The following is a 17,721-nucleotide window of genomic DNA, read 5'->3' as shown; positions in this document are numbered from 1 at the left end:
CTGTTACGTTTGCGCGGACGTGTGAGCCGCAGCCGCAGCCGCAGCCGTGCCGCAGCCGCAGCCGTGCACACAGCCGGGCGCATCACCAGGAGAGGCGGGGACGTGAACGAGAACCGGGGCGACGAGAACCGGGTCGACGGAGGCCGTGGGAACGAGGCCGACGCGAACGAGGTACGGGGCGACGGGCACCGGTACGACGGGATCCGCGGCAGGGCGGAGGGCACGGCCCCCGTCCCTCTCTCCGTGCTGGACCTGGTGACCGTGGGCCAGGGCCGCACCGCCACCCAGGCGCTGCGCACCGCCGTGGACATCGTGCGGCTCGCCGAACGCCGCGGCTTCCACCGCTACTGGGTTGCCGAACATCACTCCATGCCCGGCGTCGCCTCCTCCTCGCCGGCCGTGATCCTCGCCCACCTCACCGCCCGTACCGAGCGCATCAGGCTCGGGTCCGGCGGGGTGATGCTGCCCAACCACGCCCCGCTGGTCATCGCCGAGCAGTTCGGCACCCTCCACGCCATGGCCCCGGGCCGCATCGACCTCGGTCTCGGACGGGCCCCCGGCACCGACGGCGCCACGGCCGCCGCCCTGCGGCGCACGGACCGGCCGGACGAGGGCGCCGACCACTTCCCGCAGCAGCTCGCCGAGCTGACCCGGTTCCTGGACGACGACTTCCCGGACGGCCACCCCTACTCCCGTATCCATGCCGTGCCCGGGCCGGTCCAGGCCACCGCCGAGGGCGGCGTGCAGTCCCCGGCCCGGCCGCCGATCTGGCTGCTCGGTTCCTCCGGGTTCAGCGCCCGGCTGGCCGGTGTGCTCGGTCTGCCGTTCGCCTTCGCCCACCACTTCTCGGCGCGGAACACGATCCCGGCCCTCGACCTGTACCGGGATTCGTTCCGGCCGTCCGGGCTGCTCGACGCCCCGTACGCGCTGATCGGTGTCTCGGCCCTGGCCGCCGACGACGAACGCGAGGCCCGCCGCCAGGTGCTCACCGGCGCGCTGTCCATGGTCCGCCTGCGCACCGGCCGCCCGGGCCTGGTCCCGACGCCGGAGAAGGCGGAGGCGTACGCCTTCACGCCCATGGAGCGCGAGTTCGTCGACAACTGGCTGTCCGACGTCATCCACGGCACGCCGGACGAGGTCCGTACCGGCCTCGACGCACTGGCCGAGCGCACCGGCGCCGACGAGCTGATGATCACCGCCAACGCCCATGGCGGGGAGGCCCGTCTGCGCAGCTACGAACTGATCGCGGACGCGTACGAGCTGCCGAGCTCGTCGAGCCTGCCGGGTCTGCCGACGGCCTGACCCGGGCCGCCGCGGACGGCCCGGCTCTCACACGGTCAGTCTCCGGCGGCCGATCAGTTCGGCGATCCGCTCCGGGGCCACCGCGCGCGAGTACAGCCAGCCCTGTCCGGTGTCGCAGCCGATCCTGCGCAGCCGCTCCGCCTGGCCCGCCGTCTCCACACACTCCGCGGTGACGGTCAGGCCCAGGCGGTGCGCCAGGTGCACCATCGCCTCGACGATCGTCTCGTCGGCCGGGCTCGCGTGGGCGCCGTCGTCATGGCGGAAGCCGCGTACGAACGAGCCGTCCAGCTTCAGCACGGAGACCGGCAGCCGGCTCAGATAGGCGAGGTTGGAGTAGCCCGTCCCGAAGTCGTCGATGGCGATCCGTACGCCCATGTCGCTGAGCTGCTGGAGGGCCTGGAGCGGGCGGCCCGCCGAGCCCATCACCGCGGACTCGGTCAGCTCCAGTTGCAACAGGCCCGGTTCGAGGCCGGTCTCGGCGAGGATCTCCGCGACATCGGTGACCAGGTCGGAGTCCCAGACCTGCCGCACGGCGACGTTGACGCTGATGAACAGCGGTGGTTCGGACGGGTGATCGAGCTGCCAGCGTCGTGCCTGGCGGCAGGCGGACCGCAGTACCCACCGGCCCAGCTGGACGATCGAACCGTCCTCCTCGGCGATCGCGACGAACCGATTCGGCGAGAGCATGCCGAACTGGGGGTGGTTCCAGCGGACCAGGGCCTCCACACCGCGCACCACCCCGTCCGCCATGCCGACCAATGGCTGGTACTCGATGGTGAACTCGCCGCGTTCGACGGCCGGCCGCAGGTTGGAGGAGAGCGTCTGCCGGGTCATCCGGTGGGCGTTGCGTTCCGGGTCGAAGACCGTCCAACGGGCCTTGCCGTCCGCCTTGGCCCAGTACAGCGTGGTGTCGGCGGCCTGCACCAGACCGGTGGCCGAGGTACCGGCGACCGGCCGTTCCACCACCCCGATCGAGGCCGAGACGGAGAGCCGCCGCCCGCCCAGGTCGAACGGCTTCTGCAACGCCGTCAGCAAGCGGCGGGCCAGATCGGTGAGCTGCTGCGTGCCCGCCGAGTCCTCGACCAGGACCGCGAACTCGTCGCCGCCGAGCCGCGCCACGAGATGGGGCCCGTGGCGGTGCCGTCCGTCCCGCACGCGCGGGTCGTCCTGGGCCGCGCAGTCGGTGAGCCGTGCGGCGACGGCTTCCAGCAACTGATCGCCGATCCGGTGGCCCAGTGTGTCGTTGACGGCCTTGAAGCCGTCGAGATCGAGATAGCAGAGCCCGATCCGGCCGTGCCCGGGGACCATCCGGTCGTCCCTGTACGGAGGAGTCTCCAGAATGGCCGAGAGCCGTTCGAAGAACAGGGCCCGGTTGGGCAGCCGGGTCACCGGGTCGTGCATCTGGAGATGCCGCAGCCGCTTCTGGAGCTCGCGCCGGTCGCTGATGTCGGCGACGGAGAGCAGCACCCGGCCGGGCCCGGAACGACCGGCCCCGCCGTGCTCCGGACCGTTCTTCGCTCCGTGTCCCGGACCGTCCTTTGCGCCGTGCCTCCGCCCGTTCTCCGGGTCGGGCACCGGCACCGGGCGGGGCTTCGTGCCACTCCCCGGACCGTGCTCCGGACCGCTCTCCGGTTCGGGCATCGGTACGACGGTGACCTCGGCCCACAGCGACCGGCCGTCCGGATGCTTGAGCCTGCGGGTGCAGTGGAACCGCGCGCGCCGTCCGTGCAGCACTTCGCGGTACGCGTGCCAGGTGCGTCCGTCCGCCGCGAGATCGAGGAGGTCGGCCGCCGACTGCGTGGTCAGATCCGAGGGGCGGGAGCCGAGGAGATCGCCGAACGCGTCGTTGGCGGCGACCACCAGGCCCTCGTGGTCGACCACCGCCATCGGCAGCGTGGCGGCCCGAAAGGCCGCCCGATAGCCGTGCGGCTCGGATCCATGGCCACCGGCAGGAGGCCATGGGGTGTCACGCTCCGTGACCGGCGGTCCTGCGGAGTGGGAGTGTGTGCCCGCCGCGGGCCTCGGCCCTTCGGAGGTTCCGCTCACCGTTCGCTCCTGCCGTGCAGTTCTGTCCTGAACAGGTGTGGCCGGGCCGGCCCGCCGCTCGGCGTACCGCCCGTCGGAGGCGGTAACCGTGGGGGAAAGCCTGGTGAAGCATAGAGGCTGGTACGTCGGCCGTTCCAGCGTCCGACCCTTCCGCGCCACGCGTTCGCCCCGCATGGGTCAGTCCCGCATGGATCCGATTTGCCCATGACTGATCTTTTGTGAGCGGTTCGAGTCCAGTTCCGCTCTCTAGTGGCGTGCCCGTGATTAATTGTGACTGTCCGTGAGGGTGAACGCCTCGACGGGCTGCTGACTCGACTGGGGCAGCCCAACAGGACGAAAGCCTCGAACCATCACAAGGTGGTGCGTGATCGGATCTCGCACCCGGAGGTAGTTGTGCCGCGTCAGCGCAGAACCGGGGGAGTGGAGAGGCCGAGTCTGCGCGGTGTGACCGCGGCCACGACCTCGCTCCTGGCGCTCGTGGCCACCTCCCTCGTAGCCGGGCCGGCCGCTGCCGCCACCGGAGAGCAGGGGCCGTGCGCGCTGCCCCGGACCGAGGCCCACCACTCGCTCGGCGTGGACGGCTGGAACGAGACGTACCCTCGCCCCGACCACCCTCTCGACGCGGTCATGATCTTCCTGTCCTTCCCCGATCACAGTCCCACCACCACCCCCGCCGAACTCGCCGCCGACCACTTCCCCGCCACCACCCACTTCTTCCAGCGTTCCTCGTACGGGAAGTTCACCCTGCGACCGCACCCGCTGCGGCAGTGGATCCGGATGCCCAGACCGTCGGACTGGTACGGCATGCAGCGCGACTGGGACAGCGAACGGCGCGCCGCCTATCTGAGCGACGCCATCGGTGTGATCGACCCGAAGGTGGACTTCTCGCGGTTCGACCTCGTCTACCTGGTCGCCGACCCGGACGCCCCGGGCGTCGACTCCGATGCCACCAAGGTCGTCAACTTCAGCCGTCCGCTGCGCATGGACGGTACGGACATCCGGCGCATCGTCACCGTCTTCGAACAGCACCCCCCGGACCGCAACGTGCTGGCCCACGAGACCGGGCATCTCTTCGACCTGCCCGACCTCTACCACCGGCCGTCCGACAGCAAGGGCGACTGGGACACCTACGTGGGCGACTGGGATGTGATAGGCAGTCAGTTCGGGCTCGCCGCCGATTTCTTCGGCTGGCAAAAATGGAAGCTGGGGTGGCTGGAACGTGAGCAGGTGATCTGTGTCCAGGGCACCCAGAACATCACCCTGGAACCGGTCGCGGCGGTGCCGGCGGCCGGTGCCCCGCTCGGTACCCGGCTCGCGGTGATCCGTACCGGTGAAGGGAGCGCCGTGGCCGTCGAGGCGCGCAGCGCCACCGGCAACGACCGGATGACCTGCACCGAAGGCGTCCTGATCTACCGGGTGCGCAACGCGACCCCGTCCGGCGGCGGCCCGGTCGACGTCGTCGACACCCATCCCCGCTCCGGGGCCTGCTGGGGCCGGTCCGTCTATGCGCCGCTCGCGGACGCCCCGCTGCGCGTCGGCGAGAGCTTCAGCATCCCGGAGGCGCACACCAGGGTCGAGGTCCTCGGCCGAAATCCGTCGGGCTCCTGGAACGTCCGGATCGTCACAGGGGCGCGGCCCTGAACGGGAACGTGGCGCGGACGGCATCGGCCGGACGCGCGGCGCGGGCCGGGCGGGCGGCCTCGGCCGTGGACATCGCGCGGGCCGGACCGGGAGAGGCGTCGCACGGATCCGTCACGAGCACGAAGAAGCCCCCCTCGCTCTCGCGAGAGGGGCTTCTTCCGTCTGTGCGCCGCCAGGGACTCGAACCCCGGACCCGCTGATTAAGAGTCAGCTGCTCTAACCAACTGAGCTAGCGGCGCCTGCTGACGTCGTAGACATTAGCACCCTGATCGGCGGTAGGAAAAATCGGATTCCGGGCCGCTGCCGACGGTGCTGATCTGGTCACCCGTACGCAGGCCCACAGCAGGACGTCCGGCCCTGGCAGCCAGGGGTTGCGGGTGTCCGGGGCGACCACCCAGCGGGGGCCGGGCGCGTTGGGGGCGCAGGTCAGCGGCGGGACGGTCACCGCGTCCCCGGTGCCGTGGCAGAGCACGGGCGGGACCCTGGTGTCGTCCTCCGCGCCGCCGCGAGGTTCGAGGCCGCCGCCGCCCCACTCCTCCCAGTCGAGCAGCGACGGCAGTCGCTGCGCGGTGCCGGGGGAGGCGAACAGCAGCATCCGGCCGCGGTGCGTGGCGACCGGTCCCGAACCGGGACCGTTGGACCACAGCTGCTCCAGCATCCGGCGCCCGAAGAGCGTGGGTACGTTCACGACGTCGAAGGCCGATCCGCACGGCAGCGCCGCGGGGGAGTCGGGACGCGCCTCCCACTGCGTGAGCGTGCTCCGCGGATAGGCGGAGGCGCCGGCGAGCCATGCGGCGCCGGCCGCCGTGACCTGGGCCGTCTGGCTCGTGGACCGGTCCTGCAGAACGGCGAGGATGCCGGCGTCGCCGTACCGGGAGCCCCGGTGAGGGGTGTCGCCGTGATGCAGGGTCGTTTCGTCTGGCAGGCATGCGCTCATGTGCCCATGTCTACCGGGCGTGATCAAACGGATTCCGAGAGTTGCCGGAATCCGGGACAGGGTGGGGTGGGAAGGAGTATCTTGCGCCCCGGCATATGCCAGTGGCCGTAATCCAGCTCCTCGGGCGGTTGCTTCGCCCGGTCGGCGGCCGTCTCCGCCGCCTCAGGGGGTCGAACCGCCCAGCAGGCTCCGGCCGAACTCGACCATCTTCTTGGCGTAGTCCTCGGTCCATTCGGCGCGCTCCGCGATGTCCGCGGTCGTCAGCCGGTCGAACCGACGCGGATCGGCGAGCTGCGCGGCCGCGATCGCCTGGAACTCGACCGCGCGATCGGTCGCGGCGCGGAAGGCCAGCGTCAGCTCGGTGGCCCGGGCCAGCAGCTCCCGCGGATCCTCCATCGACTCCAGGTCGAAGAAGTGCTCGGGGTCGGCGACCGCGGCCGTCGGCTCGAAGAGCAGGGGCGCGGGGCGCAGCCGCTGCTGTTCGTTCCGCTCGGGTTGTGGCATGTGGTGATTCCTCCTTCGGCGGGCCCCGCAGGATCCGGGAGGGATCCCTCGGGCCCCGGTGGGCCACCCTCCATTGTCCAACGCCGCGCGAGTGGACTCGTCGGAATCGTGAAATCCGGGAGGGGGCTCCGGGGCGGGAGGCCGGGAAGGCGGCTCCGGGGCGGGGGCCGGGAGGACGGCTCCGGGGTGGTGCCGCCGCCGGCTCACCGCACTCGGCTCACCCCACCGAGCAGGCGGCGTCGAACACAGGCGCCAGAACCTTCGCGAGCCGCGCCTTGAGCGGGTCGGGACGGACCACCCGCAGGAGCGGACCTCCGTCACGGCGGGCGGGGAAGCCGGTGTCGGCGAGTACGTACAGGGCCCGGAGCGTGCGCATCGTGTGGGAGATGTGGGGCGGGGTCGGTCCGCTGCCCAGGGCGGCGAAGGCGGCCTCGACCGGGTCCAGCCAGTCCACGGAAGCTCCGGGGGACAGGCGGGGATCGGCCAGGATCCGCCCAAGGGCGCAGGCGAGGCGGTCGTCCTCCTGGTCGCGCAGGACGTGGTCGGTGGGGGCCAGCATCCGCGCCACGGCCAGGTCGAGCATCGCGACCGGGTCGACCTCGGGGTGGGTGCCGAGGGTGCCCAGCAGATCCGCCCCGTGCGCGACCGCGTGGAGCCAGCCCAACTCGTCGTCGTGACCACGCAGTTCGGTCTCCGTCGGGTACCAGTCGGCGAACGCGTCCAGCCAGGGCCGCCGGAAGTCGCCCCGGCTGACGATCATGTCCAGGACCAGCGGGGCGAACGTGCGCGCGTGCAGGTGCGGGTCGGTGAAGCGGACGGCCATCTCGTCGCCCAGGCGGATCCGTCGCGAGCCGTTGATGACATCGCGGGCGATCCAGGTCCGCAGGACCACATAGGGGTAACCGTCGCGCAGCTCGGGATCGGGATCGCGCAGGCAGGCGGCGAGCTCGGACACCGCCTCGTCCAGGGTGGTCGTGGAGGGGAGGGCGAAGTCCGTTGCGTACACATGTTCCCAATTGATCACGGATGGATCCTATGGGTGCGGGGGTCGGGACGCTCCGGAATTATCGCCCGTGGCCCTGCGGGCGAACGCCCTGCACGTGCCCTCTCCGGTGGCCCCGGGCCCTGTTGTCGAACTGCCGCCTGCCGTGCGGCGCCCGGCACTTCCCCGAGCTCTCGGCTCCGCTCGGCCAGGGGAGCCCCCATCGCCCGCGGCGTTGCCGGAGTGGTCCTCGTACGTCCGGTACGAGGACGGTCCTCCGCCTCGCGACCGTGCGTACCGGACGCCGCACGGCCCGGCCTCCGGCCGAACAACGGCACTTCGAAGAAACGGCCCGCGGCGCGGGGAACCCTCGGCGGTCGGGTGCTCACGGCCGCCAGGGCACCCGGTGTTCCGACAGGTGGGACAGCACCGCGTGGCTGGCCTCCCAGCCGTCCGGGAACTTCACCGTGACGCCCAGTCGCACCGGCTCCGTCGACGGGTGCTCGTCCAGCAGTTCCGCGACGCCCGCCCGGCACACCACGACGCAGGCGTGCCGGTGGCGCGAGGCCAGGACGCACAGACGGCCCGTCTCCAGGTGGAACGCCGTGGCGTCCGGGCGGCCGGAGAGCGGGTGCAGCACCACCGTCACGTCGAACTCGCGGCCCTGGAGCCGGTTCGCCGTGTCCACGGCCACGCCCGTCACGCCCAGGTCCGCGAGGGCCGCCCGGACCGCCGCCGCCTGGTCGCGGTGGGCGGTGCCGACGGCGACCCGGTCCGCCGTCACCGGGACCGGGGCCGGGGAGCGCTCGCTCGTCGCCGCGGCGCCCCGGTCGAGGAGCCGACGGACCACCAGGGCGACCGCCCGTACCGCCTCGGGGTCGGTGCGGGGGGTGTGCCGGGCCGGGAGTTCGAGCAGGCCCCAGCCGGACTCCGCGGCCTCGTCCAGCACCCGGTCCGGCGCCGAGCCGTCGGACGCGACCCCGAACGACAGCTGCCGGTCCCCGTGGTCCGTACCGCTGCGGAACGGCGTGTACGGGTAGAACGCGGCCGAGACCAGCGGCGCGGCCGAGGCCGGCAGCCGCCACGACACCGGGAGCCGGTGCTGCGGAAGCCCGGGATTGTGTGCCAGGAGCGTGGAGACCGCGCTCGCGGACGGGTCGTAGGACAGCCCCGCCCACTGCTCCGCGCCGACGATCGAGAACGGGTCCAACTGGCCCGGGTCACCGACGAACAGCGCCCGCTCGAACAGCCCCGCCACGGCGAGCAGCGCGTCCGAACGCATCTGGTACGCCTCGTCGACGATCGCGTGGCCCCACGGCTCGACGTTCTTCACATGCGCCCACTTCGCGGCTGTCGAGATGACGATGTCGAGCCCCGCGAGATCGGCCGCCTTGGCCGACTTCCGCACGTTGTCCAGGCCGTCCAGCACCGGGTCGTACGGGTCGGAGTCGTTGCTGTGCAGACGGCCCACCGGAAGGTCCGGGTCCTTCTCCGCCAGCCGCACCACCAGGTCGTCGACCTGGGCGTTGGTCTGCGCCACCACCATCAACGGGCGGCCCGCCGCCGCCAGTTCGAGCGCGGCGCGCACCACGAGCGTCGACTTGCCCGCGCCCGGCGGGGAGTCCACCACGATCCCGCGCGACGCACCGCCCAGGGTGTCGGCGAGGATCGCGTCGGTCGCCCGCGCGGCCTGGACACCCGGGTCGGATCCGGCCGTCATGGCGACTCCTTCGGGGTCACGCGTCACCACGAGGTCCTCCTGGGTCCTGTCGTCGAAGTGCCGTCGTTCGGCCGGAGGCCGGGCCGTGCGATGTCAGGTGTGTGCGATCGCGAGGCGGCGGACCGTCCTCGTACCGGACGCACGAGGACGACCCCGGCAACGCCACGAGCGATGGGGGCTTCCCCGCCCGAGCGGGAAGTGCCACGCGCCGCACGGCAGGCGGCACTTCGACGACCGGGCCGAGCGCCCCTGTCACAGCGAAGTCCTCCGCACTCTCGCGTCACAGCAGATCCTCCGCGGTCACGGGGTCGGGATGCTCGGCGTGCCCCGCCGCCGCGCCCGGCGGCCCGCCGTGCGTCCAGGGCGTCTCCTCCGGGTCCGGCAGCTTCGGGCCGCCGCGCTGGTCGTGCTCGAACAGCGTCCAGACGATCCGGTCACCCGGCTCGGGCACCGAACCGGGGGCCGGCTCCTTGCTCCGCCCCATCCGGTCGGTGATCCGCAGCACCAGCGCGGGCCCGCGCCCGTCCCCGGCCACGCACCCGTCCGCGGTCCCGTCCTCCGGCTCCGCCACGTACTCCACGAACTCGGCGGTCTGCGGTCTGCCGTCCAGCGAGCGATACACCTTGACGCGCTCACCGAGATACGGGCGCTCGTCCGTGCGGACCGTGACCAGCGGACGCGGTGACGGGCGCTTCGACTCGCTGTACGCCATCACCACCTCCGTCACCTCGCCCACGAACGCCTCACCGGCCAGCCGCCGCCCGGCCAGCACCAGCGGATCGTCCAGCGCCTCCTGCGCCTCCAGCTGCGCCTGCGCCGTCTCGCGCGAGGCCAGCTTCTGCGCCGCCGTCACCGCGTCGTCCCGGCGCGGCTGCGGCGGCTCACCCGACCGCACCCGGTCCCGGTGACCGGTGAACGACCAGCGGTCCCGCGTCCAGCGCTCCTGCGTCCTGGCCCCCGCGGGCAACTCCCGCAACAGGTCGAGCCCGCGCCACACCGCGTCCCACGTCGGCCGCATCACCCCGGCCAGCAACGCCCTGATCTCCCGCTCGGCGGCGGTCAGTCCGGCCAGCCGGGCATCGGCCGACAGGCCGTCCTCGGCCGCCGCGAGCGCGGTGCGCGCCCGGTCGTACCGCTCGATGGCGGGCGCCAGCAGCCGGTTGTCGAACGCCGGATCCGTGGCCGGACCGGCCGGCGGACACAGCAACTGGCCCTCGCCGTCCCGCGCCGACTCCGCGCGCAGCGCCGCCGACGCCCCGGACTCGCCCGCGGGAGCATCGATCCAGGCCAGCAGCGCGCCCAGATGCTGGTCCTCCAGGCTGCTCTGCCCCGTCGCCCAGTGCCGGTTCAGCAGATCGGTGACGGCGAGCAGCAGCGAGGAACCCGGCACCCGGGCCCGTTCCCCGTAATGCGTCAGCCAGCGGCCCAGCAACGGGACGCGGGGCGGGGCGGGGTACGGGGCGTCGGGTTCGTCCTCGGCCGTGCGCCGGAACCGCATGGAGCGGCCGAGCAGCCGCACGAAATCGATGCCCGCCCGGCTCGGCACGATCAACTGCGGTGCGTCCGCGCACAGTTCGACCTCGACCTTGGTCCGCTTCCCGGTCGCCGGGTCGGTCTCGTTGCGTTCCGCGGGCTCGACGACGTCCTCGTACGCCTCGATGTGCGGCAGCACCGCGTCGGCCAGGTCGGCGAGGAAGGAGAACCGCAGGTCCCGGTCGCGCGGCTGCGGGACCGCCAGCAGCCGGGGCGCGTCCCGGTCGGTGCCGACCAGCGCACCCAGCGGCGCGCCCGCCTCACCGGCGGTCGTCAACGGCACCAGGACCAGCGGCCGGTCGGTGAGATGGCGGTGTCGGACCGTCGCCAGCGGTCGCGCCCGGCCGCTCTCCACGGCCTCCAGCCGGGCCAGGGTACTGATCAGCGACATGCCGCACCGCTCCCCGGGACCGTCCCGCCCGCCGCCGGTACGCCGGTGCCGCTCCCCGGCACGCCCGCGCCGCTCCCCGGCACGCCCGCGCCGCTCCCCGGCACGCCCGCGCCGCTCCCCGGCACGCCCGCGCCGCTCCCCGGCACGCCCGCGCCGCTCCCCGGCACGCCCGCGCCGCTCCCCGGCACGCCCGCGCCGCTCCCCGGCACGCCCGCGCCGCCGTTCCGTGTCGCCGCGCCGTTCCCCGGCGCACCAGTGCCGCCCGTCGGGAACGCGCCGACGCACTCCAGCGCCTCCGCGCGCAGCGCCGCCGCACGCCGCAGGGCCGCGACCGTCGGATCCGCCGGATCGCCCTCCTTGCCCGCGGCGGCGGCCAGCACCGCGCCGACCGTGGTCAGCCCGCCGAGTTCCCCGCGCACGCTGCGCCCCAGCGCCTCCACCGCACCCGCCGTACGGGCCTTCGCCCGGCAGTGGAAGGCCAGTTCGCACGTGGACAGGCACTCCGGAGCGTATGCCGCGCCGACCGATTCGACCGCCGCGTCCAACTCCCGTGCCGAGCACGCCGGATCGAAGGTCGTGCCCTCCGGCAGTGCCGCCGCGATGTCCTCGATCCGGGTCAGCCTGGTCAGCTGGCGCCGCGTGACCGCGCGCTGCTTGCGCACGTCGACGACCGACGCGGTGGGCAGGTTGGAGAAGTCCTTCGGGCAGACCAGCAGCACCCGGTGACCGGCCTCGGCGCCCTCGGTCAGCTCCGCGAGCCGCTCCAGCGCCAGCACGTAGACGGCGGACTGCCGGGCCGCCGCCCCGACCTTCGCCGCGTCGGCGGAGCCGTCGACCATGGGGAAGGACTTGATCTCGATGACCGTCCACGTGCCGTCGGGGTGCACCACCACCGCGTCCGGCTCCAGATGGACCGGGGAGCCGGCCACGTCCAGGGTCAGCATCGGGTGGTCCAGCAGGGCCCAGCAACCGGCCCCGGTCGCCTCCCGCAGCGCGAGCGCCGTCCGCGCGGAGCGTCCTTCGGGACCGGCGGCGGCCAGATCGGGCACCAGCACCTCGTCGGGCGGCGGACCGCCGCCGCCGAGGTGCTCGTACAGCAGCCGCATCAGCTCCGTACCGCCGTCGGCCTTGACCTTGGCCTCGAAGGAATTGCCCCGGACGAGAGCGAACTGCGACTGCCCGAAGGGCGCCGGTGAGCCGAGCGCCTCGGCCAGCGCCGCCTTGTCCACCCCGGCGCCGTCCAGCAGGGCGCGGCGTCGGCAGCCGGGGTTGGCGGCGAGGGCGGCCAGCGCGCGGGCGTCCAGCGGACGCGGCGCGACATCCGGCCCGCGCAGCTCAGCGAGCCGCTGTCGAAGCGTCGTCCCCCGCCGCTCCGGCTCCCGCTCGTGCGGCGGCTTCGGCCCGGGGGACGGGACGGGCCGGGGCGCCCGCGGCGCCCGCCGTTCCGGCATGGGGGGAGTCTGCGGAGGTGGTCCGCTGGCCAGGGATTCGCTCACCCGCCGAAGTCTCGCATCCGGCACTGACAATCGCGGACTCGGCGGACTTCTCGGTCGGCGCGAGCCGCGGGAAGCGGGTGGAGAGCCGGGCCCCGATCAGGTCGGTGACGCGCATCACCGGGGTGGTCAGCAGGGCTCCGACGCCCATCACGGCGGCGCCCGCCACCGCGTCGAGGAAGTAGTGGTTGGCCGTGCCCATCACCACGAGCGTGGTGACCAGGGGGTATGCGACGGCGGCGGCCCGGACGAGCGGGTGGCGGGCGTGACGCCACAGCACGATCCCGCACCAGAGCGACCAGCCGACGTGCAGGCTGGGCATCGCCGCGTACTGGTTCGTCATCCCGCCCAGACCGCGCGGGGCGCTCGCCTCCGCGCCCCACCAGCCGTACGAGCTGTACTGCGCCATCGTGTCGACGAAGCCGTGCGCGGCGTCCAGCAGCCGGGGCGGGCAGGTCGGCATCAGCGTGAAGCCGAAGAGACCGAGGACGGTGGACGTCATCAGCCAGGTGCGGGCCCTGCGGTACAGGGTCGCGCGGCGGCGGAAGAGCCAGACCAGGACGGCCGGGGTAACCAGGTAGTGCAGCGAGGCGTACGCGAAGTCGGAGGGTATGCCGAGGGCGGGATGGGCGGTGAACAGCCGGTTGAGCGGGTGCTCGGCGTTGATGTGGAGCGTCTTTTCCAGGCGCAGGATCGCCAGGCCGTGATCGACGGCCGTGGACACGTCGCCGCGCGCCAGGAGCCGGCCCGCCGAGTAGGCCGCGTACACCAGGGCCAGCAGGGGCAGCTCGGTCCACCAACGGGGCCGCGGGCGAGGCTCGGGCACGGTGCTGGCATGCTGCATCCGGTTGCTCTCCATCATGTGTTCAAGCGGCCGACGGCGGGCGTTCAACCGTAAGGCGCGGGTCGGCCGCGATCACCCCCGGGGTGCCCGTCGGATCCCCCGTGCGCGCGGATTCTTCTGCGCAGGGAGGGACGCCTGTTACGCCCCGTGGGTTGCCTTCCGGAGCGGTGCGCGATGATGGAGGAACGGAAGATCCGCGTCGACCCAATGTCGAGTCGATGCCGGGCCCATGTCGAGTGGATGTCGAGCCGATGCCGACTCCTCTTCGACTCGTTTTCACCTTGATCTCCGGCCTCGGATCCCTTCTCGGGGAATCGGCCCAGATCTCAGTTCAGTTCAGGGAGAGAGCCGTCATGGCACCGCGTATCCTGCTCGCCCGGCACGGACGGACGGAATGGTCCGTCAAGGGCAACCACACCGGCCGGACGGACATCCCCCTGCTCGACTCGGGCCGGGCCGACGCCGAGCTGCTCGGCGAGCGGCTGCACGGCGGACCGTGGGCGGAGCTGCCGGGTCTCGAAGTGCGCACCAGCCCGTTGCTGCGGGCCAGGGAGACCTGCGACATCGCGGGCTTCGCGGACCGGGCCGAGCCGTGGGACGCGCTCCTGGAGTGGGACTACGGGGCGTACGAGGGGATGACCCCGGCGCAGATCAAGGCGATCCGGCCCGACTGGTTCATCTGGCGCGACGGGGTGCCCGAGGGGGAGACCCTGGCCGAGCTGTCCGCACGCGCCGACCGGATCGTCGAATGGGCCCGCTCGGCCGACCGCGACGTGCTGGTCTTCGCCCACGGCCACATCCTGCGGGCGCTGGGCGCGCGGTGGCTCGGCGAGGACGTGTCGTTCGCGGCGCGCATCAGGCTCGACCCGACGTCCCTCTCGGTACTGGGCTGGGCGTACGGGGCACCGGCGGTGGAACGCTGGAACGACACGGGTCACTTGGAGCGTTCGGGGCGGTAGCCGGACGGGACCGGGCGCCCCCGGTCCTCCGCTCCCCGGTCCTCCGGCCCCCGGTCCTCCTGCCTCGGTCCCCGGGGGCTTCGAGCCCTTCGGGCCGCCTACGTGGAGACCCCCGACACGGCCGCGTACCGCTCCAGATATCCCCGTACCTCGTCCGTCGTGTCCCGGCGCAGGGCGAGCACCTGCGTCGTGCCCGCCAGCATCGTCCGGATGCGGGAGGACCGGACGCCGTCCAGCAGGTCCAGCACCCGGTGGCCCGCCGTCGCCGCCTCCTCGGTCCGGCCGGCCCGGGCGAGGTCCCAGGCCAGCTCGGCCCGGTACAGCGCCAGGTTCCGGGTGAAGTGCGGGTCCTGGAGCCGGATCGCCCGCCGTGCGTGGCGGGCCGCCCGCGGCCAGTCGCCCAGCGCCGACCAGCACTGCGCCTCCAGCATCTCCAGTTCCGCCTCCCGGAAGAACGTCATCCACTCCGGATCGGCGTCGCACGGTCCGCGGTCGAACGCGGTGCGGGCCCGGCCGATCGCCCGTTCGCAGCCCGTCCGGTCCCCGAACCCGGCCCGCCCGCCCGCCTCCCGCAGCGCGAGCAGGGCCAGCAGCCGCGGCGAGCCCAGCGGTCGCGCCGCCCGCTGCCCGGCCTCGGCGGCGCGTACGGACTCGCGGGGCCGCCCCGTGTCCCTGGCCAGGAACGACGCGTTGCAGAACGCGTGCGCCTCCAGCGCCGCGTCACCCGCCACCCGTGCCGTGGCGAGCGCCTCCGCGTAGTGCGAGCGGGCGTCCTCGAACCGGCCGGAGTCATGGGCCAGCCAGCCCACCGAGATGGCCAGTTCGCCCGCCCCGGCGTGGAGTCGGTCGGCGGTGGAGCGCCTGGCGGCGGTACCCGAGTCGAGCAGCGCGTAGGCCGTCCGCAACGGCCGCGACGCATCGCGGTACAGTCCGTCGCCGCCGTGCCGGTCGTCGAGCAGCCGGATCCGTCGTACCGCGCTCTCCACGGCACTGACCTCGGCCTCGCCGACCCGGTGCCGGTCGGGGGCGGTGGCCCTGGCGGCGGGCGTGCCGCCGGGACCGGAACCCAGGGGTGCGGCTGCCAGCACGGTGGTGCCGCTCGTCATGAATACGCGACGCAGCACGTCGCTCTCCTCGTCGGTGTCGCTGTGGAGCACAGGGGATTCGCTGTGGAACACAAGGGGTGGGGGGATTTCGGTGGTGGCCCGCGCGGCCCGGCCGCGTACCGTCTCGCGCGGTGAGAAGCCCAGGTCCACCAGGGACATCCCGGGGAACATGTGCAGGAAGACCCGCTCGTACGCGTAGTTGGGGCAGCGGATCTCGCCGGACTCCACACGTCCGATGTACCGGGCGTCGCACGCGACCCGTTCGCCGATCTCGCGGGCGGATCTGCGTACCGCGGCGGCGAACTCCCCGGCGGAGCGCTGTCCGCGCAGCCGTCGGAAGGCGAGGTTGGGAACTGCCCCTGTCGACACCATGGACCAGGACCTCTCTTCTGCAGCCGGGTTCCTGCTTCCGGTGCCCCGGTGTGTCCCGGCGGTGCACGAACGTACCGGCTGTGACCGGTCACACAGGGAGTGTTTGCCGATAAAAGGGGCATCTCGCCCGCGATCTGCCATGAACTGCCACCCATTGCGGCGGCGCGGCGCCGTAGCCCTTGACGCGGTCGGCGCGTTGGACCCTTCGGAAGACGGAATCCGGCTTCGCCCGGTGATGAGATCCGGCGGTGATGCGCCCAGTGATGAGATCCGGCGATGAGAGGAGAGGTCCCTTGTTGCATCTCGACACGGAGACCGGCTCGCGGACGACTGCGACGACCCCGGCCGCGAAGGCTGTGACGGACACGACGGATGCCGCACCACCCGCCGCGTCCACGGAGGGGCACGACGCCGAACCCTGCGATCTGGTGACCGTTCCGGCCCGTCAGGGACTGGAGGCCGTGGACATCCTGCGCCGGGGCGCCGACCAGGAGGCCGTGGGCCCGGTCCTGCACGACGGAGCCTGTGACACCCTCGGCTTCCTGGTGCCGCCGGGCACGGCCGAGGCGTGGGACGTCCCGGGCAGCGCCTGTACGCGGACCGACGGCCGCGGGCTGAGCGTCCCCGCCGAGCCGCCGACCGGCGACAGCGGCTGGCTGCTGCCGCCCGGGGACGACGCCCCTGTCACCGACCCGGCCGTGCTGCGGGCCGCCCTCGACCAGGCGGCCCGGCTGATCGAGGCGGCCGACAACTGCTGCTGACCGCCGCCCGCGCGCGTCCCTAGCCGCCGCTACGGGGCGTCCGGCTAGGTCGCCCATAATGGGCCGGTGGCCGGGGTTTCCCGGCACGGCCGGTCGCGCACCGGTCCGGAGCGATGAGCGGTGAGCAGGCACGAGCGGCAGTGGCACGTCGAGGAGCGTCGAGCGGGGGCGCGACCGCCCGCAAACGATCCGGTCGCAGGGCCGACAGCGGTACCGGGCACGAGGCCGGGCGAGGATCCGGGCGCGGGGGACGCGGCGCGGAGCCCGTCGCAGAGCAGGTGGACGGTGGCCTCGCCGAGCTGGTGCCCGACCGAGAGCGCCCCCGCGCCTGGACGCTGACCCTCGACGGTGCCCCTCAGTCCCATGTGGACCTCGACGATCCCACGTACCTGTCCTTCGAGTACCAGCGCAGGATCGGCCACATCGCGGACCTCGTCGCACCGCCCGGGCAGCCCCTGCACGTCGTGCACCTGGGCGGCGGCGCCTTCACCCTGGCCCGCTACATCGCCGCGACCCGGCCGCGCTCCACCCAGCAGATCGTCGAGACGGACGAGGCGCTCGTCCGACTGGTGCGCCGCGAGCTGCCGTTGGACCCGCAGGCCAGGATCCGGGTCCGTGCCGCCGATGCCCGCGCCGGGCTCGGGAAGGTCCACGACGGCTGGGCGGATCTGGTCATCGCGGACGTCTTCAGCGGCGCCCGCACCCCGGCGCACCTCACCAGTACGGAATTCCTCGCCGAGGTGCGACGGGTCCTGAAGCCCGGCGGGAGTTACGTGGCCAACCTCGCGGACGGCCCGCCACTGGCCCATCTGCGCGGCCAGATCGCCACCGCGGCCGCCGTCTTCCCCGAACTGGCGCTCGCCGCCGACCCGGCCGTCTGGCGCGGCCGTCGCTTCGGCAACGCCGTGCTGCTCGCCTCGGACCTGCCGCCGGGACTCGCGGAACTGACCCGCCGAGTCGCGACCGATCCTCACCCCGGACGCGTCGAACACGGGCGGGCGCTCACCGACTTCACCGGCGGCGCGGCGGCGGTGACCGACGCGGACGCCAGACCCTCCCCGGCGCCACCGCCGTCGGCGTTCGGCTGACACGGACGGCGGACCGCACCCGTTCACCGACAGCGCCCGCTC

At 73.3% G+C, this 17,721-nt stretch carries 13 protein-coding genes, 1 tRNA gene and 1 pseudogene; 5 read left to right on the top strand and 10 right to left on the bottom strand.

From position 1 onward, the window contains the following. The first annotated feature begins 102 nt into the window (after window positions 1–102). A complete protein-coding gene (locus AMK22_RS09440) occupies window positions 103–1,302 on the top strand; it encodes an LLM class flavin-dependent oxidoreductase (RefSeq protein ID WP_079186010.1) in 1,200 nt (399 codons plus the stop codon). 27 nt (window positions 1,303–1,329) lie between these two features. Here AMK22_RS09440 and AMK22_RS09435 read toward each other — a convergent pair whose 3' ends face one another. Continuing rightward, window positions 1,330–3,189: a GGDEF and EAL domain-containing protein gene (locus tag AMK22_RS09435; protein WP_242433891.1), complete on the bottom strand. Its 1,860-nt coding sequence runs from the start codon at window positions 3,187–3,189 to the stop codon at window positions 1,330–1,332. A 579-nt stretch (window positions 3,190–3,768) separates the two neighbouring features. On the opposite strand from AMK22_RS09435, the gene AMK22_RS09425 reads away from it, so the two are divergent. Then, window positions 3,769–4,989, top strand: a complete 1,221-nt coding sequence (locus AMK22_RS09425) for a M6 family metalloprotease domain-containing protein (protein WP_079186008.1) — start codon at window positions 3,769–3,771, stop codon at window positions 4,987–4,989. Between the two features lie 165 nt (window positions 4,990–5,154). Here the strand turns inward: AMK22_RS09425 and AMK22_RS09420 are convergent. The 8 genes and pseudogenes from AMK22_RS09420 to AMK22_RS09390 all read right to left on the bottom strand — a co-directional run bounded on the left by AMK22_RS09420 (window position 5,155) and on the right by AMK22_RS09390 (window position 13,393). Then, a tRNA-Lys gene (locus tag AMK22_RS09420) sits at window positions 5,155–5,228 on the bottom strand. After that, the gene (locus tag AMK22_RS09415) at window positions 5,219–5,926 is read right to left on the bottom strand and encodes a bifunctional DNA primase/polymerase (RefSeq protein WP_073783262.1); all 708 of its coding nucleotides are present in this window, start codon (window positions 5,924–5,926) and stop codon (window positions 5,219–5,221) included. Before AMK22_RS09415 ends, AMK22_RS09420 begins: the two co-directional genes overlap by 10 nt. A 162-nt stretch (window positions 5,927–6,088) precedes the next feature. Continuing rightward, the gene (locus AMK22_RS09410) at window positions 6,089–6,430 is read right to left on the bottom strand and encodes a hypothetical protein (RefSeq protein ID WP_073783260.1); all 342 of its coding nucleotides are present in this window, start codon (window positions 6,428–6,430) and stop codon (window positions 6,089–6,091) included. Between the two features lie 217 nt (window positions 6,431–6,647). After that, window positions 6,648–7,454 (bottom strand): DUF2785 domain-containing protein, encoded by an 807-nt coding sequence (locus AMK22_RS09405; protein ID WP_073783258.1) that lies wholly within the window; start codon window positions 7,452–7,454, stop codon window positions 6,648–6,650. A 343-nt stretch (window positions 7,455–7,797) separates the two neighbouring features. Further along, on the bottom strand, window positions 7,798–9,132 hold the full coding sequence (locus AMK22_RS09400; protein ID WP_073783257.1) for an AAA domain-containing protein: 1,335 nt from the start codon (window positions 9,130–9,132) through the stop codon (window positions 7,798–7,800). A 280-nt stretch (window positions 9,133–9,412) separates the two neighbouring features. Next, entirely contained in the window at window positions 9,413–11,056 is a 1,644-nt protein-coding gene (locus AMK22_RS09395) for a hypothetical protein (RefSeq protein WP_073783255.1), read from the bottom strand. 284 nt (window positions 11,057–11,340) lie between these two features. Beyond that, a pseudogene (locus AMK22_RS37360) lies at window positions 11,341–12,507 on the bottom strand (hypothetical protein); the annotation flags it as partial. Continuing rightward, complete coding sequence (locus tag AMK22_RS09390; RefSeq protein WP_073783591.1) at window positions 12,392–13,393, bottom strand: phosphatase PAP2 family protein; 1,002 nt, start codon at window positions 13,391–13,393, stop codon at window positions 12,392–12,394. The gene AMK22_RS09390 and the pseudogene AMK22_RS37360, both read right to left, overlap by 116 nt. Before the next feature lie 353 nt (window positions 13,394–13,746). Between AMK22_RS09390 and AMK22_RS09385 the strand changes: the two genes are divergently transcribed. Then, on the top strand, window positions 13,747–14,352 hold the full coding sequence (locus AMK22_RS09385; protein ID WP_073783253.1) for a histidine phosphatase family protein: 606 nt from the start codon (window positions 13,747–13,749) through the stop codon (window positions 14,350–14,352). 98 nt (window positions 14,353–14,450) lie between these two features. Here the strand turns inward: AMK22_RS09385 and AMK22_RS09380 are convergent, their stop codons facing one another. After that, window positions 14,451–15,830 (bottom strand): transcriptional regulator, encoded by a 1,380-nt coding sequence (locus AMK22_RS09380; protein WP_073783251.1) that lies wholly within the window; start codon window positions 15,828–15,830, stop codon window positions 14,451–14,453. A 293-nt stretch (window positions 15,831–16,123) separates the two neighbouring features. Here AMK22_RS09380 and AMK22_RS09375 point away from each other — a divergent pair, with 293 nt between their 5' ends. Both AMK22_RS09375 and AMK22_RS09370 read left to right on the top strand, forming a co-directional pair. After that, window positions 16,124–16,591 carry a hypothetical protein gene (locus AMK22_RS09375; RefSeq protein ID WP_199883172.1) on the top strand — a complete coding sequence of 156 codons (468 nt, stop codon included), beginning with the start codon at window positions 16,124–16,126 and terminating at the stop codon, window positions 16,589–16,591. 140 nt (window positions 16,592–16,731) lie between these two features. Then, window positions 16,732–17,679 (top strand): spermidine synthase, encoded by a 948-nt coding sequence (locus AMK22_RS09370; RefSeq protein ID WP_073783247.1) that lies wholly within the window; start codon window positions 16,732–16,734, stop codon window positions 17,677–17,679. Window positions 17,680–17,721: the final 42 nt, after the last annotated feature.

Source organism: Streptomyces sp. CB01580 (assembly GCF_001905795.1).
Classification (GTDB): domain Bacteria; phylum Actinomycetota; class Actinomycetes; order Streptomycetales; family Streptomycetaceae; genus Streptomyces.
This window is presented reverse-complemented; position numbering and strand designations above follow the sequence as displayed.